Genomic DNA, 26,136 nt, shown 5'->3' with positions numbered 1-26,136 from the left:
GACATAGCAGTACGCTTGTCTTGCTTGCATTGTCGCGAGAGGAGCGCCCTGAGTATGGGCAAGATCAAGGTTCAGGGGACCGTCGTCGAACTCGACGGCGACGAGATGACGCGGATCATCTGGCAGTTCATCAAGGACAAGCTGATCCACCCGTACCTGGACGTCGACCTCGAGTACTACGACCTGGGCATCGAGCACCGGGACGCCACCGACGACCAGGTCACCATCGACTCCGCGAACGCCATCAAGAAGCACGGCGTCGGGGTCAAGTGCGCCACCATCACGCCGGACGAGGCGCGGGTGGAGGAGTTCGGCCTGAAGAAGATGTGGGTCTCGCCGAACGGCACGATCCGCAACATCCTCGGCGGCGTGGTGTTCCGCGAGCCGATCATCATCTCGAACATCCCGCGGCTGGTGCCGGGCTGGACGAAGCCGATCATCATCGGCCGTCACGCCCACGGCGACCAGTACAAGGCGACCAACTTCAAGGTCCCCGGCGCGGGCGAGCTGACCATCACGTTCACGCCCGAGGACGGCTCCGAGCCGATCAAGCACGTGGTGGCCAACTACGGCCCCGACGGCGGCGTGGCCATGGGCATGTACAACTTCAACAAGTCCATCGAGGACTTCGCGCGGGCCTCGTTCTCGTACGGGTTGCAGCGCAACTACCCGGTGTACATGTCGACGAAGAACACCATCCTCAAGGCCTACGACGGCGCCTTCAAGGACATCTTCCAGCAGGTGTTCGAGGCCGAGTTCAAGGCGCAGTTCGACGCGGCGGGCCTGACCTACGAGCACCGCCTGATCGACGACATGGTGGCCGCCGCGATGAAGTGGGAGGGCGGCTACGTCTGGGCGTGCAAGAACTACGACGGCGACGTCCAGTCCGACACGGTCGCGCAGGGCTTCGGCTCGCTGGGCCTGATGACGTCGGTGCTGATGACGCCGGACGGCAAGACCGTCGAGGCGGAGGCCGCGCACGGCACCGTCACCCGGCACTACCGGCAGCACCAGGCGGGCAAGCCGACGTCCACCAACCCGATCGCGTCGATCTTCGCGTGGACCGGTGGCCTGAAGCACCGCGGCAAGCTGGACGGCACGCCGGAGGTGACGGGCTTCGCGGAGACGCTGGAGCAGGTCATCGTCGAGACCGTCGAGAGCGGCCGGATGACCAAGGACCTCGCCGTGCTCGTCGGCAAGGACCAGGAGTGGCTGACCACCGAGGACTTCCTCGGCACGCTGGACGAGAACCTGCAGAAGAAGATGGCCGGCTGACGCCCGCCCTCCGGCTCGCGTGATCAGGGGACCGCCTCCGGGCGGTCCCCTGATCCGTTCCTGCTCCCGCGCCGTTGCGTGACGGTGTCACCCGTCCGGATCCCCGGTGGGGTGGAATGTGCCGCCGACCGGCCCGTGACCTGCCCGCTCGCGCTATATCTGCACTTCGGCAGAGGTGTCGGGAGGCGTGATGTTCGGGATTCCGGTGCGCGGCCTGGTCGTCGTGGGTGTGCTCGCGGCGGCCGGGTTGATGTACGTCGCCAACGACGGCAAGAAGCTCGGGGTGGAGGAGACGGCCGGCGGCGAGTGCCGGGTGACGGTGATCGCCGACATCCTCAACGTGCGGTCCGGGCCGGCCGACACCCAGCCGATCGTGGCGACCATGCCGCGTGACGCGGTGGTGCGGGCCGAGCCGAGGATCGAGAACGGCTTCCGGCTGCTGTCGGACGGGCGGTGGGTGAAGGCCGAGTTCGTGACGCCCACCTCGGACAGCGGCTGCGCGTGATCTGATGGGCCGATGTTCTTCAAGTGGCGGTCGTTCCGGCGTGGCGTGGTGACCTGCGCGTGCGAGCCGGAGTGGCCCGGCCTGCGGGCCGTGGTGGACGGGCACGAGCTGGCCGGGGTGCCCTCACCCGAGGGCAGCAGCCCGTTGGTGCTGATGTGGGGCCTGTCGGCGTCCTGCACGGGCTGCGGCGCCGAGTACCCGCACGGCTGGGCGGTCGCCGATCGCGGTTAGGCTGCCCGGGTGCTGACCGTCTCCTCGATCAACGTCAACGGGCTGCGCGCCGCCGCGAAGAAGGGCTACCTCGAGTGGCTGGCCGCGACGACGGCCGACGTGGTGTGCCTGCAGGAGGTGCGCGCCGAGCCCGGGCAGCTGCCGGACGAGGTGCGTTCGCCGGAGGGTTGGCACGTGGCGCACGCGTACTCCGAGGTGAAGGGGCGCAACGGGGTCGCCGTGCTGACGCGCGAGGCGCCGCAGGCCGTGCGGATCGGGTTCGGGGTGCCCGAGTTCGAGCACTCGGGCCGGTACGTCGAGGTCGAGCTGGCCGACGTGGTCGTGGCGTCGCTGTACCTGCCCAGCGGTGACGTCGGCACGCCGAGGCAGGACGAGAAGGACCGGTTCATGGCGGCGTTCCTGCCGTACCTGGTGGAGCTGCGCGACAAGGCCGCCGCCGACGGGCGCGAGGTGCTGGTGTGCGGCGACTGGAACATCGCCCACCGGGCCGAGGACCTGAAGGCGTGGAAGACGAACCAGAAGTCCTCCGGCTTCCTGCCGGAGGAACGCGCCTGGCTGGACCGGGTCTTCGGCGAGGCGGGCTACGTCGACGTGGTCCGCTCCCTGCACCCGGACGTGACGGGCCCGTACACCTGGTGGTCCTACCGCGGCAAGGCGTTCGACAACGACTCGGGCTGGCGGATCGACCTGGTGTGCGCGACGGAGGGCATCGCCGCTTCGGCGACCTCCGCCGTGGTGGAGCGTGCCGCGACCTACGCCGAGCGCTGGTCCGACCACGCGCCGGTCACGGTGGGCTTCGACTGGCCCGGGGCCGGGGATCAGGCGCGATCGTGAGCGGGAGGTGACCTCCGTGCACGAGCTCATCACGGCCGGGTCGTCCGAGGTCGAGGACCTGTGCCGCGAGTCGGGCGTCCGCCGGCTCGACCTCGTGGAGTTCGACGCCGGTCCGGGCTTCGACTGCTGAGGTCGGCGGTCGAGCGGGCCGCCACGCACGCCGAACGCTGCTCCGACTACGCGGCCGTGACGGTTGTCTACGGCTGAGTCACGCCGCGATCCCGGGGCGACCCGGTTCGACGGCGTGGGTCCGGCGCGAGGTTGATCCGTTGCACGGCAACGGAATCGGTCAACCCGACGATCGACTTCGCTCGTTCGGCCGCACTTCACCCCGAGTTGGTGACGCGCTCCCCGGTTCGTGAGAAATTTTCACCTCACCGAGACACCGGGAGCGTTCGAGGGGGATCAGCCGGCGGCGTTTCTTCCAGGCGACGGGCGCGGCGGGGGCGGTGTTGCTGTGGGGTGGGCCCGCGTGGGCGGCCACCACCGGCACGACGGTGGACGCGGCGGCCGCCGCGGTCGGCGGCACGGGCTACCGCAGGTTGCAGGCGGGCCCGGGATGGCCGTCGGTGGTGCGGCCGGACCTGGCGGCGCCCGGTGCCGGACGGGCGGATCGGCGCACGGCGCTGGCCTGCTTCGTCCAGTTCACCGACATGCACATGGTCGACGCGCAGAGCCCGGCCCGCTTCGAGTACACCCACCCGCTGCTGGGCGCCGGCGCCTTCCGCGCGCACGAGACGCTGGCCCAGCACACGTCGACGGCCCTCGTCCAGCGGGTCAACGCCATCCGCACCGGCCCGTTCACCGGCCGCCCGATCGACTTCACGATGACCACCGGCGACAACACCGACAACCACGAGCTGGTCGAGCTCGACTGGTTCCTCACCGTCCTCAACGGCGGCCGGATCACCGCGAACACCGGCGACCCCACCCGCTACGAAGGCGTGCAGGACTCCGGCGTCACGGCCTACTGGAACCCCGGCTCCGCCCTCCTCGACGACTACAAGGCCAAGGGCTTCCCGCACCTGCCGGGCCTGCTCGACGCCGCCATCCGCCCGTTCGACAGCCCCGGCCTGCGCGTCCCGTGGTACTGCACGTTCGGCAACCACGACGACAGCGTGGTCGGCACGCTGCCCGACGGCATCCCGCTCGTCGACGGCCTCTACACCGCCAACCGCAAGATCACGGGCTTCTCGGCCGACCAGGCGCGGCGCCTCGCCAGGGCCATGACCGACCCCGCGCACGTGCTGGACGCGGCAGCCGTCGTCGCCGAGGGCGGCCTGGTCCGCACGGTCACCCCGGACGCCCGCCGCCGCCCGTTCACCACCGCGGAGTTCGTCCAGGCGCACCTCGACCCGCGCCACACCGGCCCCGGTCCGCACGGCCACGGCTTCACCGACGACAACGCCGACGGCGTGGACGTCTTCTACACGTTCCCGATCGCGCCCGGCGTCACCGGCGTCAGCCTCGACACCACGACCACCGGCGGCTTCGCCGACGGCTCGATCGGCCTGCACCAGTACCTCTGGCTGGAGCGGACCCTCAAGCGCGGCAGCTCGCGCTACTACGACGTCCTCGGCCTCACCCACCGCCAGGACGTCACCGACGAGCTGTTCATCCTGTTCAGCCACCACACCAGCTGGACCATGGGCAACGTCCTGCCCGACCGCCGCCGCCCGCTCGACCCGCGGCTGGACGGCCGGGCGCTCGTCGACCTCCTCGGCCGGTTCCCGAACGTCGTCGCCTGGGTCAACGGCCACACCCACGAGAACCGGATCGTCCCGCACGGCACGGGCGACCGCGCGTTCTGGAAGATCAACACCGCCGCGCACGTCGACCACCCGCAGCACGCCCGGATCATCGAACTGGCCGACAACGGCGACGGCACGCTGTCCCTGTTCACGACCTTGGTCGAGGGTGACGCGCCCTACCAGGCCGACTACGACGACACCTCGCCGCGCGGCCTCGCGTCGCTGGCCCGGGAGTTCGCGTTCAACGACCCGCACGCCAACGCGAACGCCGTCGGCGCGGTGACCGACCGCAACACCGAGCTCCTCGTCGCCGGGCGGTCGCCGGTCCGGTGACGAGCCCGCCGGCCGACCGCCGAAGAGGACCCGACCGCGCCTCGTGTCGCACATCACACTGGGCGTGATCAGGAATTTTCCGCACCTAGTGTCGTTGTCGTGGCCGTGGACCTCTCGATCACCCCGCCGGAGCCGACGCCCAGCGCGTCGTCGATGCGACGCGCCTTGCGCCGTGCCGCCGACGGCGCGGTGCTCGACGTCACCGAGGCCGCCGTGCTGCTGCACGCCCGCGGTGACGACCTGGAGTCGTTGCTGGCCGCCGCCGGCCGGGTGCGTGACGCGCACCTGCTGGCCGAAGGGCGACCGGGTGTCGTCACCTACAGCCGCAACGCGTTCATCCCGCTGACCCGCCTGTGCCGGGACCGCTGCCACTACTGCACGTTCGCCACGGTCCCGCACAAGCTGCCCGCCGCGTTCCTGGAGCGGGACGAGGTGCTCGACATCGCCCGCCGGGCCGCCGCGCAGGGCTGCAAGGAAGCCCTCTTCACGCTGGGCGACCGGCCGGAGGAGCGGTGGCCGCAGGCGAAGGAGTGGCTGGAGGCGCGCGGGTACTCCTCGACGCTCGACTACGTGCGGGCCAGCGCGATCGCGGTGCTGGAGGAGACCGGCCTGCTGCCGCACCTCAACCCCGGCGTGCTCAGCTGGGAGGAGCTGCAGCGGCTGCGCCCGGTCGCGGCCAGCATGGGGATGATGCTGGAGACCACGGCCGAGCGGCTGTGGAGCGAGAAGGGCGGCCCGCACTACGGCAGCCCCGACAAGGAGCCCGCGGTCCGGCTGCGGGTGCTCACCGACGCGGGCCGGGTGAACGTGCCGTTCACCACCGGCATCCTGATCGGCATCGGCGAGACGGTCACCGAGCGCGCCGAGTCCCTGCTGGCCATGCGCGGCGTCGCGCGCCAGTACGGGCACGTGCAGGAAGTGATCATCCAGAACTTCCGGGCCAAGCCCGACACCGCGATGCGCGGCATGCCCGACGCCGACCTGCACGAGCTGGCCGCCACGATCGCGGTGGCGCGGCTGGTCATGCCGTCGTCCACGAGCGTGCAGGCGCCGCCGAACCTGGTCGGCGGCGAGTTCGGGCTGATGCTCCGCGCGGGCATCGACGACTGGGGCGGCGTCTCGCCCGTGACGCCCGACCACGTCAACCCCGAGCGGCCGTGGCCCCAGGTCGACGTGCTGGCCGAGCACACCCGCGCGGCCGGGTTCGAGCTGCGCGAGCGCCTGGCCGTGTACCCGCGCTACGTGACCGCGACCGCCGGGCAGTGGATCGACACCCGCCTCACCGCGCACGTGTCCGCGCTGGCCCGGGAGGACGGCCTGGCCGAGCCGGACGCGCCGGTCGTCGGCCGCGAGTGGCAGGAGCCCGACGGCGGCCTGGACACCTACGGCCGGGCCGACCTGAACACCGCCATCGACACCGAGGGCCGCACGGAGGACCGGCGCGGCGACTTCGACAGCGTCTACGGCGACTGGGCGTCGCTGACCGTCCCCAAGGCGGTCGAACGGCTGCCCGAGGACACCGCCCGCGCCCTCAGGCTCGCCGCGGACAGCCCCGGGAAGCTGCTGGACGACACGGACGCCGCCATGGCGCTGCTCACCGCCGACGGCGCGGCGCTGGAGACCATGGCCAGGCTCGCCGACGAGCTGCGCGCCGAGGTGGTCGGCGACGACGTCACCTACGTGGTCAACCGGAACATCAACTTCTCGAACGTCTGCTACGTCGGCTGCCGGTTCTGCGCGTTCGCCCAGCGCGAGCGCGACGCCGACGCGTTCCGGCTGTCCGTGGCCGAGGTCGCCGACCGCGCGCAGGAGGCGTGGGACGCGGGCGCCACCGAGGTCTGCATGCAGGGCGGCATCGACCCGAAGCTGCCGGTCACGTACTACGCCGACGTCGTGCGCGCGATCAAGACCAGGGTGCCGGGCATGCACGTGCACGCGTTCAGCCCGATGGAGATCGTCAGCGCGGCGGCCAAGGCGGGCGTGAGCGTGCGCGAGTGGCTGACCGAGCTGCGCGCCGCGGGCCTGGACACCATCCCCGGCACGGCCGCCGAGATCCTCGACGACGACGTGCGCTGGGTGCTGACCAAGGGCAAGCTGCCCGCCGCGACCTGGCTGGACGTGGTCGCCACCGCGCACGAGGTGGGCCTGCGCTCGTCGTCCACGATGATGTACGGCCACGTCGACCACCCCGGCCACTGGCTGGGGCACTTCCGGGCGCTGGCGGCGCTGCAGGACCGCACCGGCGGCCTGACCGAGTTCGTCGGCCTGCCGTTCGTGCACCGCAACGCGCCGATCTACCTGGCGGGCGTGGCCCGTCCCGGCCCCACGCGGCGCGACAACCGGGCCGTGCACGCGTTCGCCCGGCTCGCCCTGCACGGCCGCGTGGACAACGTCCAGTGCTCGTGGGTCAAGCTGGGCGACGAGGGCACCGCCGAGGTGCTCCGGGGCGGCGCCAACGACCTCGGCGGCACGCTCATGGAGGAGACCATCAGCCGCATGGCGGGCTCCGAGCACGGCTCCGCCCGCACGGCCGGCGAGCTGCACGCCACCGCCGCGCTGGCGGGCCGCCCGGCCCGGCAGCGCACTACGACATATGGCCGAGTCGACGCCGTGAGGTAACCCCCTGCGGGGACGCGCGGGAGCGGTTGTGGTTAGTCTGCCGCCGGTCGCGTTTACCCGAGCCGGACACACCAGTCCAACAGCTTCGGTAGGTTCGCGGCCGTCCGTCAACCAGGTTCACTCCTCGGTGGAGTGGCACGGTGTTGGTGAGGAGGCTGGGCGGTGCGCGGTCGCGGTGCGGTCCTGGGTCTGGTCCTGGGCGTGGCGTCGTCCCTGGTCGTCGAAGGTGTCGCGGTCGCGGCCGACGGCGCGGTGGCGGCTCCGGTCTCCCTCGAGGCGCCGGTCGGCATCGCCGCGGTGGCGTTCGGCGCGATCGGCCTGGTGGCCGGCCTGGTCCGGCGTCGCCGGACGGCGGTGGTGCGCACGGCGGCGAACCAGCCCGTCGTCATCACCCCGGTCGTCGACGGCGGCGACGCGACCGACGTGCGGCCCGCCACCACCGGGGTCTGATCGGCCTGGGAGAATCCTCCCGTGGCTGTCGAAAACTCTGTGGAGAACACCGCGGGCGAGGTCGCAGGCCTGCCTGCCGAGAACCCGGCTCCGGCTCAGGCCCCGGTGAGCCGCCCCCGCGTGCTGTCCGGCATCCAGCCGACCGCGGGCTCGTTCCACCTCGGCAACTACCTCGGCGCGCTGCGCCAGTGGGTGGCGCTGCAGGAGACGCACGAGGCGTTCTACTGCGTGGTCGACCTGCACGCCATCACCGTCGAGCAGGACCCCAAGGTGCTGCGCCGCAACACCCGCGTGTCCGCCGCGCAGCTGCTCGCGCTCGGCATCGACCCGGACCGCTCGTCGCTGTTCGTGCAGTCGCACGTCCCCGAGCACGCGCAGCTCGCGTGGGTCATGCAGTGCCTGACCGGCTTCGGCGAGGCCAGCCGGATGACCCAGTTCAAGGACAAGTCCGCGCGGCAGACCGCGGGCGGAGCCGGCGATCAGACGACAGCGGCCATCGGCGTCGGCCTGTTCACGTACCCGATCCTGCAGGCCGCGGACATCCTGCTCTACCAGGCGCACCACGTGCCGGTCGGCGAGGACCAGCGGCAGCACCTGGAGCTGACCCGCGACCTGGCGCAGCGGTTCAACACCCGCTACGGCAAGACGTTCCGGCTGCCCGAGCCCTACATCGTCAAGGACACGGCCAAGATCTACGACCTGCAGGACCCGACGTCGAAGATGTCGAAGTCCGTGCCGGCGGGCGTGGTCGAGCTGCTGGAGGACCCGAAGCGGTCGGCCAAGAAGATCCGGTCGGCGGTCACGGACACCGGCCGCGAGATCGTGTACGACCCGGAGCGCAAGGCCGGCGTGAGCAACCTGCTGGTGATCTACTCCGCGTTGACCGGGCGCACGGTCGAGTCGCTGGTCGCCGACTACGACGGCAAGGGCTACGGGGACCTGAAGAAGGACCTCGGCGAGGTGTTCACCGAGTTCGTCACGCCCGTCCAGGCGCGGGTGGCCGAGTACCTGGACGACACCGCCGAGCTGGACAAGGTGCTGGCCCGGGGCGCGGAACGGGCGCGCGCGGTGGCCGCGAAGACGTTGGCGCGGGCCTACGACCGGATCGGGTTCCTGTCGAGTGGCGACTGATCACCTGACGCACTAACTTTTCCGTGTGGCGGAAAAGGGTGGGACCGACGAGTCGAAGCTCGACCGGCTGCGCCGGCGCAAGCCGTGGCTGGACCACCTGCTCCGCGCCGCCGACCGGTACAGCGAGAGCTACGGGGCGCACTACGCGGCGGCCGTGACCTACTTCAGCGTGCTGTCGCTCGTGCCCATGCTCATGATCGGGTTCGCGGTCGCCGGTTTCGTGCTCGCCTCGCAGCCCGAGCTGCTCGACGAGCTGGAGGTCTCCATCGCCGAGGCGGTGCCGGGCGCGCTCGGCGACACCATCAACGAAGTGGTGCAGCAGGCCATCGACTCCAAGGGCACGGTCGGCGTGCTCGGCCTGCTCACCGCCGCCTACTCCGGCCTGGGGTGGATGAGCAACCTGCGTGACGCCCTGACCGCGCAGTGGGGCCACGCCAAGGAGGACCTGCCGTTCTTCAAGACCATGGTGAAAGACCTGTTGGCGCTGGTCAGCCTGGGTGCGGCGCTGGTGGTGTCGTTCGGTCTGACGGCGGCGGGCAGCGGACTGGCCGAGCTGGTGCTGCGGTGGGTCGGCCTGGACGGCGTCTGGTGGGCCGAGGCGCTGCTGAAGATCGGCACGATCGTGCTCGGCCTGGTGGCGAACTGGCTGGTGTTCCTGTGGGTGCTGGCCAAGCTGCCGCGCAAGCCGTTCAGCCTGCGCAGCGCGGCCAAGGGCGCGGCCGCCGCGGCGTTCGTGTTCGAGGTGCTCAAGCAGGGCGGGACGCTCTACCTGAGCACGGTCACCTCGTCACCGGCGGGCGCGGCGTTCGGCCCGATCATCGGTGTGCTGTTCTTCGCGAACCTGGTGGCCCAGTCGCTGCTGTTCATCACCGCCTGGACGGCCACCGCGCGGGAGAACCTGCTGCGCGACCCGATCGTGCCGCCGCCGCCCGCGGTGATCCGGCCGGTGGTGGAGGTGCGGTCCGGTCCCAGCCCCCGCGCCGCCGTCGGACTGGTCGGCGCGGGGCTGCTGCTGGGCGCGTTGTTCCGGCGGCGTTGAGCGCCGGTCGGCCCAGGCCCAGCCGGTCGGCCCAGGCCCAGTGGGCGGCTCAGGTCCAGAAGACGGCGATGCCGACGTTCAGCACGACCAGGCCGGCCAGGACGGGCGCGAGCCAGGCGGCGGGCTTCTTCTTCAGGTTGACCGCGACCAGCGCCGCGATGACGACCAGGACCAGCAGCTTCACCCCGATCTTGATGTTGTTGTAGTCCTGGTCGGTCAGCGGGGCCAGGCCCATCAGCGCCACGCCGGTGAGCAGCTGCAACGCGCTGCCGTGCAGCCAGCCCTTGTTCAGCGGCGCGTCGGCCCCCACCCGGCGCTGGACGAAGAACATCGCGATCAGCATGCCCATGCCGAGCAGGTGCAGGAACACCAGCAGTAGGCGCACGAACTCCACGGCGGAGCCTCCAGGTGTGGTGGGTTACTCGCTCTTGGCGCTGCCGGCCGCCCGCAGCCCGCGCACGCCCAACACGCCGATGACCGTGCCGAACGTGAGCGACGCGACGACGAGCAGCAGGTGGACGGTGAAGAACGCGGTCGGGCCGCCGTCCCACGAACGGGGGTCCTTCCAGATGTTGCGCAGGAAGGTCGGCCAGATCACCCAGGACCACACCCCGAAGGCGGACAGGAAGACGGACATGCCTCGGGAGAGCTTCACCGGAGCAGTATCCGACGTGGCGGGTGCAGGTCACTCATCCGGGGTGGCTAGCCTGGGCAGGTGCGTTCCTCCGCGTTCCGACGGCCCGTTGCCCTGGTCCTGGCTGCTTGCGCGCTGATGGCCGGCGCGTCGTTCGTGGCCGCACCGGTCGCGTCGGCACAGCCGGCCTGCGAGAACAAGGTGTCACCGCCCCCGCCGGTGGACACGTCCGAACAGGTGGCGCCAGGCGAGAAGCCCCCACCGCCGATCGAGGTACCGGAGAGCCCGATCGGGGGACAGCGCCTCGGTGAGTGCGGCCTCGTGCTGCCACCGAACGCGCCCGTGCCCCCGGACGGCATCACCGCCGAGAGCTGGCTGCTGGCCGACATGAACAGCGGCGCCGTGCTGGCGGCCCTCGACCCGCACGGCCGGCAGCGGCCCGCGTCGGTGATCAAGGTGCTGCTGGCGATGGTGGTGGCCAAGGAGCTGCCGCCCGACGCCACGGTCACGGCCACCCCGGAGGACCTGGCGCAGGAGTGCACCTGCGTGGGTCTGCGCAGCGGCGCCGAGTACACCGTCGAGCAGATGCTGCACGCGCTGGTGATGGCCTCGGGCAACGACGTGGCGCACGCGCTGGCCCGTCGGCTGGGCGGGGTGCCGTCGGCGATCCGGAAGATGAACGCCCTGGCGGCCGAGCTGGGCGCGCTGGACACGCGGGCCGTGACGCCGTCCGGGCTGGACGCGCCGGGCACGTCGACCTCGGCCTACGACGTGGCGCTGATCTACCGCGAGGCGATGAAGTACCCGGACTTCGTCAAGGCCGTGATGACGCAGCGCATCGACTTCCCGGCGCCCAACGGCGGCGGGACCGTGCCGGTCGTCAACGACAACCGGCTGCTGACCACGTACGAGGGGGCGTTGGGCGGCAAGTCCGGCTTCACCGACGACGCGCAGCACACCTACGTGGGCGCGGCCGAGCGCGGCGGCAAGCGGCTCGTCGTCGTGCTGCTGCGCGGCCAGCAGCAGCCGATCCGGATGACCGACCAGGCCGCCCGCCTGCTCGACTACGGCTTCGCCCTGGAACCGGCCGCGTCCGGCAACCCGGTCGGCCGGCTGGTCGAGGGCGCGCCGCAGGCCAAGAGGAAGACCACCGAGGCCCGGCCGACGCCGACCAGCGCGGGTGTGGGCGAGGTCGCCAACACCACGCCGGACGGCACCCAGCCCTCCGCCATGGAGACCGCGTTCGGCAACGTCGGCGGCCCGATCACCGCCGTCGCCGGCCTGGGCCTGCTCCTGGGCCTGGTGATGTACCTGCGCAACCGCCGCGCCAAGGCCGCCCGCGCCGCCCGCGCCCGCCAACAATCCCTCTAACCCGCGTGTCCTACGTTCGCGTCACGCGTGTCCTACGTTCAGAACAGGCATGTTGAACGCTCAGAACACCGAGCCGGTGTGCTGAGCGTTCAACATGGGGTGCACGAACGTAGGACACGCGTGTTCCGAACGTAGGACACGCGCGGGGGTCAGGTGCGCTTGAAAAGGAGGGCGCGCTTGACTTCCTGGATGGCCTTGGTGACCTGGATGCCGCGGGGGCAGGCGTCGGTGCAGTTGAACGTCGTCCGGCAGCGCCACACGCCGTCCACGTCGTTCAGGATGTCCAGCCGCTCCTCGGCGCCCTCGTCCCGGCTGTCGAAGATGAACCGGTGCGCGTTCACGATCGCCGCCGGGCCGAAGTACGAGCCCTCGGTCCAGTACACCGGGCACGACGTGGTGCACGCCGCGCACAGGATGCACTTGGTGGTGTCGTCGAACCGCTCGCGGTCGGCGATGGACTGGACCCGCTCACGCGTCGGCTCGTTGCCGTACGTGATGAGGTACGGCTTGACCGCCTTGAACGCCTCGAAGAACGGCTCCATGTCGACCAGCAGGTCCTTGTGCACCGGCAGGCCCTTGATGGGCTCGATGGTGATCGTGGTGGGCTTGCCACCGGACGCCAGCAGGTCCTTCAGCAGCACCTTGCACGCCAGCCGGTTCACGCCGTTGATGCGCATCGCGTCCGACCCGCAGATGCCGTGCGCGCACGACCGGCGGAACGTCAGCGTCCCGTCGAGGTACCACTTCACGTAGTGCAGCAGGTTCAGCACGCGGTCCGACGGCAGGGCCGGGATCTCGAACGAGTCCCAGCGCGGCTCGTCGTCGAACTCGGGGTTGAACCGGCGCACCTTCAGGGTGACGGTGATCGCGCCGTCCGGCACGGGGGGCTGGTCGCCGCGCGAGCCGGTGGACACTTCAGCGGTAGCGGTCATCAGTACTTGCGCTCCATCGGCTGGTACCGGGTGAACGTCACGGGCTTGTAGTCGAGCCGGATGTCGGCCGCCAAGCCGTCGCCCTGCTTGTAGTACATGCTGTGGCGCATGAAGTTCGTGTCGTCGCGGTTCGGGTAGTCCTCGCGCGCGTGACCGCCGCGGGACTCCTTGCGCGCCAGCGCGCCCACGACGAGAACCTCGGCCAGCTCCAGGAGGAAGCCCAGCTCGACGGCTTCCAGGAGGTCGGTGTTGAACCGCTTCCCCTTGTCCTGCACGGTGATCCGCTGGTACCGCTCCTTCAACGCCTGCACGTCGTGCAGCGCCGTCTTGAGCGTGTCCTCGGTGCGGTACACCGACGCGTTGGCGTCCATGGTGGCCTGCAGCTCGGTGCGGATGTCCGCCACGCGCTCCTGGCCGTGCTCGGACAGCACCAGCGCCACCTGCGCCTCGACCTGCGCCGCGGGGTTCTCGGGCAGGTCGACGTGGTCGTGCGCCAACGCGTACTCGGCGGCGGCGATGCCCGCGCGGCGGCCGAACACGTTGATGTCCAGCAACGAGTTCGTGCCGAGCCGGTTCGCGCCGTGGACGGACACGCACGCGCACTCGCCGGCGGCGTAGAGGCCGGGCACGACGTTGTCGTTGTCCCGCAACACCTCGCCGTGCACGTTGGTCGGGATGCCACCCATCGCGTAGTGCGCGGTCGGGTAGACCGGCACCGGCTCGGTCACCGGGTCGACCGCGAGGTACGTGCGGGCGAACTCGGTGATGTCGGGGAGCTTCGTCTCCAGCACCTCCGCGCCCAGGTGGGTGCAGTCCAGCAGCACGTAGTCCTTGTTCGGACCGGCGCCGCGGCCTTCGAGCACCTCCAGCGCCATGGACCGGGCCACGATGTCGCGCGGCGCGAGGTCCTTGATGGTCGGCGCGTAGCGCTCCATGAACCGCTCGCCGGAGCCGTTGCGGAGGATCGCGCCCTCACCGCGCGCGCCCTCGGTCAACAGGATGCCCAGGCCCGCCAGACCGGTCGGGTGGAACTGGTAGAACTCCATGTCCTCCAGCGGCAGGCCCTTGCGGAACACGATGCCCATGCCGTCGCCGGTGAGCGTGTGCGCGTTGGACGTGGTCTTGAAGACCTTGCCGAAGCCGCCGGTGGCGAACACCACGGACTTGGCCTGGAACACGTGGATCTCGCCGGTCGCCAGCTCGTAGGCCACCGCGCCGGTGCACACCGGGCCGTCGGCGGTCTCGGTCATGCAGATGTCGAGCACGTAGTACTCGTTGAAGAACTCGATGCCGTGCTTGACGCAGTTCTGGTACAGCGTCTGCAGGATCATGTGGCCGGTGCGGTCGGCCGCGTAGCACGCCCGGCGCACGGCCGCCTCGCCGTGGTTGCGGGTGTGGCCGCCGAACCGCCGCTGGTCGATCTTGCCCTCGGGCGTGCGGTTGAACGGCAGGCCCATCTTCTCCAGGTCGAGGACCGCGTCGATGGCCTCCTTCGCCATGATCTCGGCGGCGTCCTGGTCGACCAGGTAGTCACCGCCCTTGATCGTGTCGAAGGTGTGCCACTCCCAGTTGTCCTCCTCCACGTTCGCCAGCGCGGCGCACATGCCGCCCTGCGCGGCGCCCGTGTGGGAACGCGTGGGGTAGAGCTTGGTGAGCACGGCCGTGCGGGCGCGCTGGCCGGACTCGATCGCCGCGCGCATCCCGGCGCCACCCGCGCCGATGATGACGACGTCGTACTTGTGGAACTGCATGGCTCTGAGCACTCCCCGCAGCGGGTCAGTCGGTGATGTTCGGGTCGAAGGTGAAGATCACGTACGTGCCGAGGGCGATGATCAGCACCATCGAGACGTAGAGCAGCACCTTGAGCCAGAACCGGGTCGCGTCCTTGCGGGCGTAGTCGTTGATCACGGTGCGCAGGCCGTTGCCGCCGTGGATCTGGGCCAGCCACAGCATGGCCAGGTCCCACATCTGCCAGAACGGCGAGGCCCAGCGGCCGGCGACGAAGCCGAAGTTGATGCGGTGCACACCGCCGTCGAGGATGTTCATGATGAACAGGTGCCCGAGCACCAGCACCACCAGCGCGACACCCGAGATGCGCATGAACAGCCAGCTGTACAGCTCGAAGTTGCTGCGGCGGGCGGCGGGGCGGCGCGGTGCGCGCGGCTTGGCCAGGGTCAGTTCGCTCATGATCAGTGACCCCCACCGAGCAGGTCGGTAACCGTGCGGACCATCATGAAGTAGGTGCCGGGGACCATCACCAGCACCCAGACGCCGAGCACCACCCACAGCATCTGCTTCTGGAAGCGCGCGCCCTTCTCCCAGAAGTCGACGAGCATCACGCGGATGCCGTTGAGCGCGTGGTAGAGGACCGCGCCGACCAGGCCGACCTCGAACAGGTTGACGATCGGGTTCTTGTAGGTCTCGATGACCTTGTCGTACGCGTCCGGCGACACCCGCACCAGCGCGGTGTCCAGGACGTGCGCGAACAGGAAGAAGAACGTCAGCACTCCGGTGATGCGGTGCGCGACCCAGGACCACATCCCCAGGTCGCCGCGGTAGAGCGTTCCGCCCCCTTTAGAGGTGCCCGCCCGCTCGGGTGCGGTGGTGCCGGCCATGCGCAACGGCCTCCAGCGTCAGTGGTGGACTGGTCTCCGGTACCTGCGTACTCGGACCTTGACCCCCGGATGCTAGTCCCGCTGGAGCCACCCGACCCAACAGCCCGACCCGTCTGTGAGCGACGAGACACCGGGTGGTCACTGGATCGATTCGCCTCACACGGTGGGGCGCCCGACTGTGCGATGTCGGTCACCCCGATGGGTGACCGACACCGTCCACTGCGGACCTCGTCCGCTGGTCAGCGCGGTCGGTAGGTGGCCACCCCGTGCACCACGGCCAGGTCGACGTGGACCTCCGGCTGCACCGGTCCGGTGAACGGCGACAGCCACACCGGCTGCGGCACGCCGGGCAGGTGGATGACCAGGTTCACACCGAGGCGGGTCGCGATGAGCCGTCCGGCGAGGTCGCGGGCGTTGCCCGCCCTGGCGTTCTCCGCCTGGTCCCGCAGCGACCAGTTCAGGTTCTCCACCAGCGCGCCGTACAGGTGGGTCTTGCGCATCGGGTGGGCGGTGGTGAAGTCCGCGACGTGCTGCGCGACGCCCGCGGCGGAGGTCACCACCTCCTGCCGGAGCGCCACCGGCGGGATGTTGGCGACCTGCGCGACCGCCGCGTACAGGCCTCCCGGGGCCGGTGGCGGGGCGGAGGGCAGGAGGTCGTTCGCGGTGAACCGGAGGTGGGTCAGGGCCTCGTTGACGAGCTCCGGGGCCACCGGGCTCATCGGGCTCGTCGCCGGCGGCGGGGGCAGGGGCGCGGGAGCCGGCCCTTGGGGTGGCTGCGCGGCGAACGTGTGCGAAGTGGACGGTCCGGGCACGGCGACAGCGACAGGGGCAGGGGCAGGGGTGGTGGTGTGGATGCCGGAGGGCGGGGTGGGGGCCGGCGGGAGGGGTGGCGGTGGTGCGGTCGCGTCCCTCGTGGACGCGGCCGGCTGGGTGCCGTTCGTCGTGGACGCGGCCGGATGGGTGCCGTTGGTCGTCGAGTCGGTCGGCGGGGTGATGGTGATGACCGGCGTGCCGCCGGGCGGCGGCGGAGGCGGGGTCGGGCGGTTGTAGTCGGCGATCCGCTGGTCCACCTCGATGCGGGCGTTCCACCAGTCGCGCTGGCGGGCGTCGGCGGCGGTGCGGCGGTTGTCCAGCTCCACCTCGGCGGCGGTGATCTCCGCTTCCAGGGCCGCGATGGTGTTCTCGACCTGCTGCTGCGCGGTCAGCGCGTGCTGACGGGCGTCCGCCGCGCGCTGGGCCGCGTCACGGCCGTTGTCCAGGTCGGTCTCGGCGGTCTCCAGCGCGCCCTGCGCGGTGTCCAGGTCGCCGTCGGCCCGGCCGAGATCGGTCCGCGCCTGCTCGGCGGCGGTCCGGGCCTGCTCGGCCTTGGTCCGCGCGGCGCCCTGCGCCTCGATCGCCTTGGTGTCGGCGACCTGCGCCGCCTCGGCGACCTCGACCGCCGCGTCGACCTCGGTCGCCCGGGTGTCGCGCGCGGCGCGGGCGTCGTCCACCTTGCCGACCAGGTCCTTGGCGACCTTGTCCTCGGCGATCGGCGGCGCGTCGTCGGGACGGTGGTCGAGGTGCGCGTCGAGGTCGCCCTGGGCGACGTCCAACGCCGCCTGCGCGTCGTCCAGCCTGACCCGTGCCGCGTCCAGCTCCGCGTTCGCGTCCGCCAGGTCGCGCCCGGTGGCCAGCACGGCGGCGTCGGCGTCGGACAGCGCGGCCTGCGCGTCCCGGTGGGCCGCGTCGAGGCCCGGGATCCGGTCGCGCAGGTCCGTGACCACGTCGTTCACGGTGTCGCGCCGGGTCTGCGCGTCCTGGACGGCCTGCTCCAGGGCGGGCACGCGGCCCGCTTCGGTGAGCTCGGCGCCGATGGCGGTGTTGTGGCCGACCTGCGAGGTAGTCAGGTCGTTCTGGAGCCGGGCGACGTCGGCGGCCACCCGGTTGATCACGGCCTGCGCGTCGTGCCGCGCCTTGTCCACCTCCAGCTCCGCGTCGCGCCACGCCTTGGCGGTGTCCTTCACCGCGGTCTGCGCGTCGCTCAACCCGGCGTCGAAGTCACGCCCGAGCACCGTCTCGGCTTCCGCCGCCGGCATCCGCACCGAGGCCGAGCCCGGCACGGCCAGGTCGACCACGCTGGTCCGGCCGCCGACCGTGGCGACCACGCGGTACTCCACGTCGAAGTCGACCAGGCCGGTGCGGCCCTGGGGCTTGAGGTTGTTGGCCTTGTTGGTCGCCGAGCCGCCGGACAGCGCCTCGGCGTCCTCGGCGGCGTGCCGGGTCTCGACGCCGCCGGTGGCGAAGCTCGCGGTGTCCTTCGGGTCCTGGGTCGGCGCGACCGAGGCGCTGCCGGTGGCCCAGCCCGCCGACACGTCGCCGGTCTCGCTGTGCTTGGCCTCGCCGGAGGTCGTGGTGACCGACGTCTTCGGGTTCTCCAGGTTCACGCCGTCGCTCAGGCCGCCCAGCCTCGGGTTGACCAGCTTGGCGTAGACCTTCACGTCGGCGTGCCGGCCGAACGCGAGCGCGGCCTCGTGCAGCCCCGGCACGTCCAAGGGGCCGTCCAGCATCCCCGGCAGGCTCGGCTGGAGGTTCTCCGAGCTGAGCGTCGACAGCAGGGTGTTCAGCGGGCCGGTGCCCTTGCCGGTGATGCCCTGGTTCGCGCCCGCCGCGGTCAGCGCCTGGATCGCCGCGGCCCGCAGGTCCCGGGCGCCGCGCAGGTTCTCCACCGACGCCTTGGGCGGCAACGTGGCCGGCGCGCCGCTCTGCTGCCAGGCGGCCGCGGCCTGCGGCGTGCCCTGCGCGGCCGGCTGCGCGGTCGTGGTCGACGAGTAGCCGGCCGGTGGCGTGGCGGCCGGGGTGAACACCTTCTGGTTGTCCGCGTGCAGCCGCACCACGACGTCCTGCGGCGGGGCGGTGGCGCTGGTGACGACCTGGTCGCCCTTCTCCACCACCAGCTCGAACTCGATGGGCACGGTGTACTTCGCGGCCGGTCCGCCGCCGGCGCGCAGGTGGCCGAACTGCTCGGTGGTGGCCTTGGTGATGTTGCTGCTGTGCTGCTGGCCGACGTTCGCGGCGGCGATCACGCCGACGCCGCCGGACACGTTCGGGTTCGCGCTGCCGGGCTGGGCGAGACCGGGCGACTTGAGGCCCACGCCCCAGCCGGTCGACCGGCCGAGGCCGTCGGTCACCTTCCGGGCGCCCGCGATGGTGTGCTCCATGTCGACGCCGTCGTTGACGACGCCGGCGAAGCTCGGCGCGTCCGTGATCCGCGCCTTGAGCGTGACCTGGTAGGTGTCCTTGCCGAACGTGCCCGGCTGGTGCAGCAGCAGCGGCACGCCGCCGTCCAGCGCGCTGTCGATCATCGCCTTGACGCTCGTCGGCGAGGTGAAGTCGACCAGCCGCTGGAAGTTGTTCATCGAGTCCTTGAGCACCGAGTCCGGCACCAGGTCGCTCTTGAACCGACCGCTGGTCTGCTCGTTCAGGTCGGTGATCAGCCCGGAGACCATGCCCGACAGGTTCGGCGCCGTGTCCAGCGTGCTCAGGCCGAGCGAGCTGGGCTGGTCCTGGGTCAGCGTGGCCGGCGGCGCCATCGTGCCGAACGCGGGCGGCGGGGTCTTCGGCTGCACCTTCGGCAGCACGCCCAGCTCGCGCGCCACGTCCTCGCTGACCCGCACGAACACGCCACCGGGCAGCGTGACCTTGGCGCCTTCGACGCGCGGCGTGCCGCCGTAGACGACGTTGCCCGACCGGCTCTCGCCGACCACGGTGACGTCCGCGTCGAGCTGGATCAGCACGGTCCGCGCGCTGGGCGGGGTGACGAAGTTGCGGTCGACGCTGCCGGTGACCTCGGTCGCGCTCGTCTTGGACGACGAGTACGGCGTGATCTTGCCCGCCACGGCGACACCGCCCGAACCCGACGCGGGCTTCGGCTCGCCCGCGGGTGGCGGCGCCACGTTCGGCTTGACCGGCAGGTTGACGCCGGCGGTGAGGTCGACGGTGTGGCTGCTGGTCCGCGCGTCACCGGCCTTGTAGCCGCCGGTGGCCGCGTTCTCCGTGCCGGTGTTGTCGGAGATCGACACCAGCTTCGGGTTGCCCAGCTCGATCGCCATGCCGATGGCGCCGGTGCGGTCGGTGACCCGGCGGCCGTACTTCAGGCCACCCTCCTGCATGCCGGTCTCGGTGAGCTTGCGGAGGTTCGCCTTGATGCTCTCCGGGCTGAACAGCTTGTCGATCTGGTTGCGCGCCTCCGTGCCCGGCACGGTCAGCGACGAGTCGCCCCGCGCGGCCAGGTTGAGCGCCTCGATGGCCTGGTCGCGCACCGTCTCGGTGTTGACGACGGCCTCGACGTGCAGGAAGTCCGGCGCGGCCGGCCGCGGCGTCGACGGGTTGAGCAGCTCCTTGATCGACGGCGGGTGGTCCAGCCTGGTGGCCACCGGCTTGCCGGGCGCGAAGCCGGACGGGTCGTTGTCCATCGACGAGCTGTCCGCCACCCACAGGTGCACCGGGCCGGAGATCTGCGGCAGGCTCACCACGCCGGGCGCGTTGGGGCCGCCGGTCCTGGCGACCGGCTTGGGGTCGGGCACCTGGAGGATCGGCGAGCCGGGCGTGACCCGCTTCACCCACGACCGGTTGCGGCTGAACGTGGTGATCTCGACGACGAACTCCAGGTCCTGCGAGAACACCTGGGCGTTCGGGCTGCCGACGTTGAGGCCGGTGCTGGTGACCGTCGGTCCGCCGGTGTTCTTGCTGCCCCGCCCGTAGGTGTACTTCGCGCCCACCTGCGGCGTCGGGCTGAGCGACGCGGCCCCGGTCTTGACCGGGAACACCGCCTTGCCCTCGACGCCGACGGAGACCGACTTCTGCGTCGCGGTGGTGCTGTCGAGCTTCGGCGCGGTGTTCGCCGAGCCGCGCACGTTGCGCGAGTCGACCTGGCCGAGGTGCCGGCCGCCCGCCGCCGGCCGCGCCCGGACGGTGATGTTGACGTACTCGTTGGTGGCCAGGCCGCGCTTCTTGAGCTGCACCTGCACACCGGGGCCGAGCAGGCTGTCCATCTTGGTCTTCAGCGCGGTCGGCGACAGCTCCGCGTCGAGCTTGCGCTGGTTGGCCATGGCCTCCGCGACGTCGGCCAGGCTCTGGCCCCGCCGGTTGCCGGTGGCCGGGTCGTTCCAGCCCGGCAGGAACTTGTCGAAGCCGGGCAGGTCGCGCAACGTGGCCTGGACCTGCGCCTGGACCTGCGCGCCGGGGCCGAACTCGCCGACCTTGACGTTGCCCGCCGCCAGGTCCGCGGCCAGGTAGGGCGGGAGGTACTTGGTGCCCGCCGTGCCGGGCTTGGTCAGCCCGGCGTCGGTGCCCGGCGGCACCGGCAGGGTCAGCGAGGCGGCCTCGGGCAGCCCGACCCGCATGTAGGTGGTGACCGGCATGACGACGTCCGCGCCGTTGGGCGTGCGGATGTGGACGTTCGCGGTCACCTTGTACAGGCCGGTGTCGCCCTTGAGCTGGATGCCGGTGCGGGTGCTGCTGGTCGTGCCCGCGTTCGAGGTCTCCGAGGTGCGGGCCGAGTACCCGCCGGTGACACCGGCCGCGCCGCCGACCACGCCGGGCAGCCCCACCCCGCCGCCGACGCCGGCCGCGATGTCGAAACCGGTCTTCGTGGTGGCGGCCACGGAGCTGCCGGTGGCCTGGGACTCGTGCAGCCGGAGCTGGGCGGCGTCGGTCGTGCCCACCAGCTCGGCGCTGAGCAGGGTGGCCTTCATCTGCACGGCGTTGGCCTTGCTGCCGTGCGGGCTGACCAGGTCGGGCGAGGTGACCCAGCCGCCCAGCATCGCGCCGAGGTTGTCGCGGATGGTGGTCGGGTTGAGGAAGTCCTGCAGCGCGGTGCGGCCGGGCGCGCCGATCTTGGTGATCGACGGGTGCATCTTCGCGGCGACGTCGGTGAACGCCTGCTTCGCGTCGAAGTCCGTGACCGCTTCCGGCGTCGGGTGCTCCAGCTTGGCGCCCCAGCCCGGCGGCAGGGCCGCGGCCGGTTGGGCGTTGCCGGAGTTGGCGATCGTCTCCAGGTCGTTCGGCACGGCGAGGGTGACGCCGCCGTTGACCGCCTGCGTCGGGCGCGCGGTGCCGTTCGCGGCGGTCAGCGTGACCTGGAAGGAGACCGGGACGTCGACGTTGGTCGAGCTCTCGCCGCCCCGGATGAACCGCTGGTCCACCGTGCCGGAGGACGTGTTCAGCGTGGTGGCGGGGGTGGCGAGCTGCCCCTTGCCGGCCAGCGAGCCGTACGGGCCGACGCCCGCGCTCGCCGCCGCGGCCAGGCCCACGTCGTTGGCGGTGGTGAGGTTCGTGGCGGTGCCCGTGTTGGCCGCGGACTGGGCGGCCATGTCCACCTTGGTGGTGGTGGACGGCGTGCTGGTGGCCGCGGCGACGTCGGCCGGCGGCAGCATCACGGCCTTCACGTTGGCCTCGTACCAGGTGCCGTCGATCTTGACCTGGAAGTCGCGGCCCTGGCCGAGGAACGACTCGAAGTTGTTCTTCAGCGCGCTCTCGATGACGGCGGCGTCGGCCGGCGTGATGCCGGTCATCGTGCCGGTGACGTGCTGCGCGCCGCGCACGTCGGTGGGCGCGATCGTGCCCAGCGCCTTGCCCTGCTGGAAGAAGTCCGGCAGGTTCCGCGTCCCGAGGACCGGCCCCGGCGTGGGGTTGGGCGCGGGCGCCGGTGCTCCCGGGGCGGGCGCGGCGGCGGTGTTGGCGGTGGCGTTGGCGGTGGTGTTGGGGGTGGTCGAGGTGGTGTTGGGGGCCGCCGGGTTGGTCAGGCCGACCATCGGGATCGGCGCGGAGATCGGCGGCCGGGACGGTGCGGGGGCGGCGCGGAACGGGTTGCGGAACGGCGCGTTCCGCGGCTGGACGTCGTTGCCGACGCCTCGCGTGGTCGCTGCGGTGTCCGGCGGGGCGGGGCGCGTGGTCGGCGCCGGGTTCGGCGGGGCGGGACGCGAGCCGGCCGGGTTGGTGGGAGGCGTCGGGCCGACGAAGTAGTCGCCGAGCATGGACTGGAACGTGGTGGTGGCGTCGAAGCTGTCCCACTTGGACCGCGGCCGGTCGAACTCCCGGTTCAGCGCGTCGATGTTGGCCTGGTAGCGGGCGCTGCCGTCGGGGAACTGGTTGTACTGGCTGGACTGCCCGAGGCGTTCGGCGAGCGCGTCGGTGATGTTGCGGGCCAGCAGCTCGGTCGTGGCCTCGTCGGGGTTGAGGTTCTTGTTGTAGACGCCGCCTTGTCCTTCGCGGTGGGCGAAGGTGGTGTCGCTGCCGACCGAGTGGACGTGCATGAACTCGTGGACGAGCAGGTGCCGGATCGCGTCGGCCTTGCGGGTGGGGTCGGTGGTGAGGCCGTCGAGGTGGTCGGTGTTGAGCAGCACGTGGCCGTTGATGGAGCGGGCCGGGTTGGTGAGGGTGCTCTCGACCAGCGCGTTCCGCTGGGCGTCCACGTCACCGTTCGGGCCGACCTTGGCCCGGGCGACCTGGTCCAGCAGGGTGTCGAGGCGGGCCGCGGCGGCCGGGTCGCCGTCGTTGAGCCGGCGCATGAAGTCGCCGGCCAGGATCTCGTCGCGGACCTGCCGCGGGTCGATGCCCTGCCCGTTGAGCTGGTCGGCGGTGATGTCGGAATCGCCGCGGTCGGTGGTCTTCAGCGCCGTGTCCAGCTCCTGCTGGACGGCGAAGTGCTTGGCGAACGTCTGCTGGTCGAGCTGCACGACCAGGTCGGGGTTCACGTCGGGCGTGGTCGTGATGCCGAACTCGCCGAGTTTGCTGGCCAACGCGTCGAACCCGGCCTTGACCTGCCCGAGGTCGACCTGGACGCCCGCGACGTCCAGCGGCACCGGGGTGATCTGGGCGGGCAGCCTGGTGAGGACGCCGTTCTTCAGGTCCGCGTCCCGCACGTTCGAGTACGGGCCCGCCGGTGCGGTGCTCGTCGACGCCGGGGGCACGCCGGATCCGGGTGGCGGCGGCGGCGCTTGGGGGCCGGGCGGCGGGGGCGCCTGCGGACCGCGCGGCGCTCCCGGTGGCGGGGGCGGCGGGGGCGCTTGCGATCCGAACGTCGGCGCAGGCGCAGGAGGGGGCGGCGGTGGCGGCGGTGCCTGCGACCCGAACGTCGGCGCGGGTGGCGGCGGTGGCGGTGGCGGCGGCGTCGACTGTTGCGCGGCGGTGGCGCCCGGCGGGGGCGGCGGCGGAGGTGGCGGGGGCGGACCGGCGGGTTGGGCGTCGGCCTCGGTGTCGCTGTCCGTGTCGCCGACGGGCCGGGTCTGGAAGTCCGGCTGGGTGCCGTGGTCCGACGGACGTGCGGGCGGGGACTGGCGGGGCGAGTCCGGGTCGTGCAGCGTGGCGTGGTCGGCGTCGGGCACCATCACCTGGCTGTCGGTGGTGCGCTCGATCGTCCACAGGTGGCGCGGCTTGATCGACGGGTCGGCGTGCACGCCCGCGCCCATCAGCCCGTCGTCGTTCACCACCAGGTTCGACTGGGTGTGCCCGGGCGGCAGCGGTTTGCCGTCGCTGTTGAAGATGCGGGCGCTCGGACCGGCCGCGTCCTTGTACTCGTCAGGCAGGCCGAAGTAGTGCGCCACCTCGTGGGCGAGCACGTTCTCCGAGGTCTGCGTGCCCCAGTTGAGCTGGTCCGCCGCCTTCGCCGTCGTCACGTCGACGGTCGTGTGCGCCTGCGCGGGGTCGGTGACGAACTCGACCCTGGCGTGGAACTGGTCGCCCGAGGGCAGCCGGTAACCCTGGTTCAGCAACCGGTTCACGCCGTCGGTGGTCTTCTGGGCCACCGCGTCCACATCGGACTGCGGGACGCCTTCACCGGGCTTGAGGTGCACCTTGAGGGTGTACTCCTTCACCCAGTTCCCGGGCGCCACCTCCATCCGGCGCACGTCGTGCCGGACGAGACCGGTGATGGAGTCGACGTTGCCCGGCGTGCTCGACCGCTGCACGTCGGCGACTTCGGTGTCGACCGTGCGCACGGGAGCCTTGTCCCGCACCGAGTCCCACTGCGCCGAGGGCTGCGGGTCCTTCGGCGCGAACCAGTCCGCGGTGCTCGCCGTGCTGTGCCGCCAGGACTCGTCCGCGGCGACGTCCTTGACGACCTTGCCGTCCGCGCCGTCCTTGGCGGGCGGCACGTCCGGGTCGGCCGTCGGCGGCGCGTCGACGTCGGCCGGTGGCGCGGAACGCGACTGGGTCGGGCCGGCGGGGTCGACGCCCTTGAAGTAGTCGTCGAGCATGTCCTGGAACGTGGCGTCGGGGTCGAACGGCGCGGCCCACCTGCCGCGGGTCTTGTCGAACTCCTTGTTGAGCGACTCGACGTTCTTCTGGTAGCGGTTGTCGCCGTTCTCGTCCTGGTTGTACTGGCTGGTCTCGCCGAGGCGCGTGGACAGGGCGTCGGTGACGTTGCGGGCGAGCGTCTCGGTGACGGCTTCGTCGGGGTTGACGTTCGTGCTGTAGACGCCGCCCTGACCGTCGCGGTGGGCGAAGGTGATGTCGCTGCCGACCGAGTGGACGTGCATGAACTCGTGGACGAGCAGGTGCCGGATCGCGTCGGCCTTGCGGGTCGGGTCGGTGGTGAGGCCGTCGAGGTGACCGGTGTTGAGCAGCACGTGGCCGTTGATCGAGCGGGCCGGGTTGGTGCGGGTGCTCTCGACCAGCGCGTCACGGGCCGCGTCGACGTCGCCGTTGGGGCCGACCTTGGCTTGGACGACCTGGTCCAGCAGGGTGTCGAGGCGGTCGGTGGTGGCGCGGTCGCCGTTGCCGAGGCGGTGCATGAAGTCGCCGGCCACGATGTCGGCGCGGACCTGGCGGACGTCGATGCTCTGGCCGTTGGGCAGCTGGATGACGGCCGGCTCGCCGGGGGCGGCGGAGTGCAGCGCCGTGTCCAGTTCCTGCTGCAGGGCGAAGTGCTTGGCGAACGTCTGCTCGTCGAACTGCACGACCAGGTCGGGGTTCACGTCGGGGACGGTCGTGATGCCGTGGTCGGCGCGCAGGGTGCCGAACATCGCGTCGAACCCGGCCTGCACCTGCCCGAGGTTGATCTCGACGTCGGTGACCGTCAGCGGCACGGACGGGAACTCGGCCGGCAGCCGGCTCAGCGTGCCGTTCTTCAGCGCCGCGTCCCGCCGGGGCGAGAACGGTCCGGCCGGCGGGGTGGGCGCACTGGTCTGCGCGCCGGGCGCACCGGGCGGCGGCGGGACCGGGATCCCGAACACCGGCGGGGGCGGCGGCACCTGGGTCCCGGGCCCCGGCGGCGGCGGGGGCACCGCTGCGCCGAATCCCGGTGGTGGCGGAGGCGGCGGCACCGCAGCACCGAACCCGGGCGGCGGCGGAGGCGGCGGCACGGCTGCGCCGAACCCCGGTGGCGGCGGAGGCGGCGGCACGACCGCCCCGGACCCGGGCGGTGGTGGGGGAGGCGGC

17 protein-coding genes are annotated in these 26,136 nt (G+C 71.7%); 10 read left to right on the top strand and 7 right to left on the bottom strand.

Features of this window, described 5'->3' with window-relative positions:
* The first annotated feature begins 54 nt into the window (after positions 1 to 54).
* From IOD16_RS33050 to yhjD, 9 genes are all read left to right on the top strand, one after another.
* On the top strand, positions 55 to 1,275 hold the full coding sequence (locus tag IOD16_RS33050) for an NADP-dependent isocitrate dehydrogenase (protein ID WP_123745391.1): 1,221 nt from the start codon (positions 55 to 57) through the stop codon (positions 1,273 to 1,275).
* Between the two features lie 190 nt (positions 1,276 to 1,465).
* Entirely contained in the window at positions 1,466 to 1,780 is a 315-nt protein-coding gene (locus IOD16_RS33045; RefSeq protein ID WP_201437619.1) for an SH3 domain-containing protein, read from the top strand.
* A gap of 12 nt (positions 1,781 to 1,792) precedes the next feature.
* Positions 1,793 to 2,011: a hypothetical protein gene (locus IOD16_RS33040; RefSeq protein ID WP_123745393.1), complete on the top strand. Its 219-nt coding sequence runs from the start codon at positions 1,793 to 1,795 to the stop codon at positions 2,009 to 2,011.
* 9 nt (positions 2,012 to 2,020) lie between these two features.
* The gene (locus IOD16_RS33035) at positions 2,021 to 2,845 is read left to right on the top strand and encodes an exodeoxyribonuclease III (protein WP_201437618.1); all 825 of its coding nucleotides are present in this window, start codon (positions 2,021 to 2,023) and stop codon (positions 2,843 to 2,845) included.
* A gap of 449 nt (positions 2,846 to 3,294) precedes the next feature.
* The gene (locus tag IOD16_RS33030) at positions 3,295 to 4,929 is read left to right on the top strand and encodes a TIGR03767 family metallophosphoesterase (protein ID WP_236594527.1); all 1,635 of its coding nucleotides are present in this window, start codon (positions 3,295 to 3,297) and stop codon (positions 4,927 to 4,929) included.
* A gap of 99 nt (positions 4,930 to 5,028) precedes the next feature.
* Positions 5,029 to 7,548 carry a bifunctional FO biosynthesis protein CofGH gene (locus IOD16_RS33025; RefSeq protein ID WP_123745396.1) on the top strand — a complete coding sequence of 840 codons (2,520 nt, stop codon included), beginning with the start codon at positions 5,029 to 5,031 and terminating at the stop codon, positions 7,546 to 7,548.
* 162 nt (positions 7,549 to 7,710) lie between these two features.
* A complete protein-coding gene (locus tag IOD16_RS33020) occupies positions 7,711 to 7,998 on the top strand; it encodes a hypothetical protein (protein ID WP_123745397.1) in 288 nt (95 codons plus the stop codon).
* Positions 7,999 to 8,067: 69 nt separating this feature from the next.
* A complete protein-coding gene (trpS, locus tag IOD16_RS33015; protein WP_170185461.1) occupies positions 8,068 to 9,129 on the top strand; it encodes a tryptophan--tRNA ligase in 1,062 nt (353 codons plus the stop codon).
* A 25-nt stretch (positions 9,130 to 9,154) separates the two neighbouring features.
* Positions 9,155 to 10,168: an inner membrane protein YhjD gene (yhjD, locus tag IOD16_RS33010; RefSeq protein ID WP_123745398.1), complete on the top strand. Its 1,014-nt coding sequence runs from the start codon at positions 9,155 to 9,157 to the stop codon at positions 10,166 to 10,168.
* A gap of 49 nt (positions 10,169 to 10,217) precedes the next feature.
* Here the strand turns inward: yhjD and IOD16_RS33005 are convergent, their stop codons facing one another.
* Entirely contained in the window at positions 10,218 to 10,562 is a 345-nt protein-coding gene (locus IOD16_RS33005; protein WP_123745399.1) for a hypothetical protein, read from the bottom strand.
* Between the two features lie 24 nt (positions 10,563 to 10,586).
* Positions 10,587 to 10,823 (bottom strand): SCO4848 family membrane protein, encoded by a 237-nt coding sequence (locus IOD16_RS33000; RefSeq protein WP_123745400.1) that lies wholly within the window; start codon positions 10,821 to 10,823, stop codon positions 10,587 to 10,589.
* A 60-nt stretch (positions 10,824 to 10,883) separates the two neighbouring features.
* Between IOD16_RS33000 and IOD16_RS32995 the strand changes: the two genes are divergently transcribed.
* Complete coding sequence (locus IOD16_RS32995) at positions 10,884 to 12,173, top strand: D-alanyl-D-alanine carboxypeptidase family protein (RefSeq protein ID WP_201437617.1); 1,290 nt, start codon at positions 10,884 to 10,886, stop codon at positions 12,171 to 12,173.
* 149 nt (positions 12,174 to 12,322) lie between these two features.
* Here the strand turns inward: IOD16_RS32995 and IOD16_RS32990 are convergent, their stop codons facing one another.
* The 5 genes from IOD16_RS32990 to IOD16_RS32970 form a co-directional block, all read right to left on the bottom strand.
* On the bottom strand, positions 12,323 to 13,105 hold the full coding sequence (locus IOD16_RS32990) for a succinate dehydrogenase iron-sulfur subunit (RefSeq protein ID WP_123745402.1): 783 nt from the start codon (positions 13,103 to 13,105) through the stop codon (positions 12,323 to 12,325).
* Positions 13,105 to 14,856, bottom strand: a complete 1,752-nt coding sequence (sdhA, locus tag IOD16_RS32985; protein ID WP_201437616.1) for a succinate dehydrogenase flavoprotein subunit — start codon at positions 14,854 to 14,856, stop codon at positions 13,105 to 13,107. The genes IOD16_RS32990 and sdhA overlap by 1 nt, the downstream gene beginning before the upstream one ends.
* Before the next feature lie 25 nt (positions 14,857 to 14,881).
* Positions 14,882 to 15,292 (bottom strand): succinate dehydrogenase hydrophobic membrane anchor subunit, encoded by a 411-nt coding sequence (locus IOD16_RS32980; protein ID WP_123745404.1) that lies wholly within the window; start codon positions 15,290 to 15,292, stop codon positions 14,882 to 14,884.
* A 2-nt stretch (positions 15,293 to 15,294) separates the two neighbouring features.
* The gene (sdhC, locus tag IOD16_RS32975; protein WP_123745405.1) at positions 15,295 to 15,720 is read right to left on the bottom strand and encodes a succinate dehydrogenase, cytochrome b556 subunit; all 426 of its coding nucleotides are present in this window, start codon (positions 15,718 to 15,720) and stop codon (positions 15,295 to 15,297) included.
* 239 nt (positions 15,721 to 15,959) lie between these two features.
* On the bottom strand, positions 15,960 to 25,949 hold the full coding sequence (locus IOD16_RS32970) for a hypothetical protein (RefSeq protein WP_201437615.1): 9,990 nt from the start codon (positions 25,947 to 25,949) through the stop codon (positions 15,960 to 15,962).
* Between the last annotated feature and the right edge of the window lie 187 nt (positions 25,950 to 26,136).

It is taken from the genome of Saccharothrix sp. 6-C, from assembly GCF_016695385.1.
GTDB classification, from domain to species: Bacteria; Actinomycetota; Actinomycetes; order Mycobacteriales; family Pseudonocardiaceae; genus Actinosynnema; species Actinosynnema texasense.
The sequence above is the reverse complement of the archived record's forward strand: the minus strand, read 5'-3'. Positions and strand labels throughout refer to the sequence as shown.

Coding starts and splice junctions, on each gene's coding strand:
- IOD16_RS33050 (WP_123745391.1), top strand. CDS start 55: ATGGGCAAGATCAAGGTTCAGGGGACCGTCGTCGAACTCGACGGCGAC.
- IOD16_RS33045 (WP_201437619.1), top strand. CDS start 1,466: ATGTTCGGGATTCCGGTGCGCGGCCTGGTCGTCGTGGGTGTGCTCGCG.
- IOD16_RS33040 (WP_123745393.1), top strand. CDS start 1,793: ATGTTCTTCAAGTGGCGGTCGTTCCGGCGTGGCGTGGTGACCTGCGCG.
- IOD16_RS32990 (WP_123745402.1), bottom strand. CDS start 13,105: ATGACCGCTACCGCTGAAGTGTCCACCGGCTCGCGCGGCGACCAGCCC.
- sdhA (WP_201437616.1), bottom strand. CDS start 14,856: ATGCAGTTCCACAAGTACGACGTCGTCATCATCGGCGCGGGTGGCGCC.
- IOD16_RS32980 (WP_123745404.1), bottom strand. CDS start 15,292: ATGAGCGAACTGACCCTGGCCAAGCCGCGCGCACCGCGCCGCCCCGCC.
- sdhC (WP_123745405.1), bottom strand. CDS start 15,720: ATGGCCGGCACCACCGCACCCGAGCGGGCGGGCACCTCTAAAGGGGGC.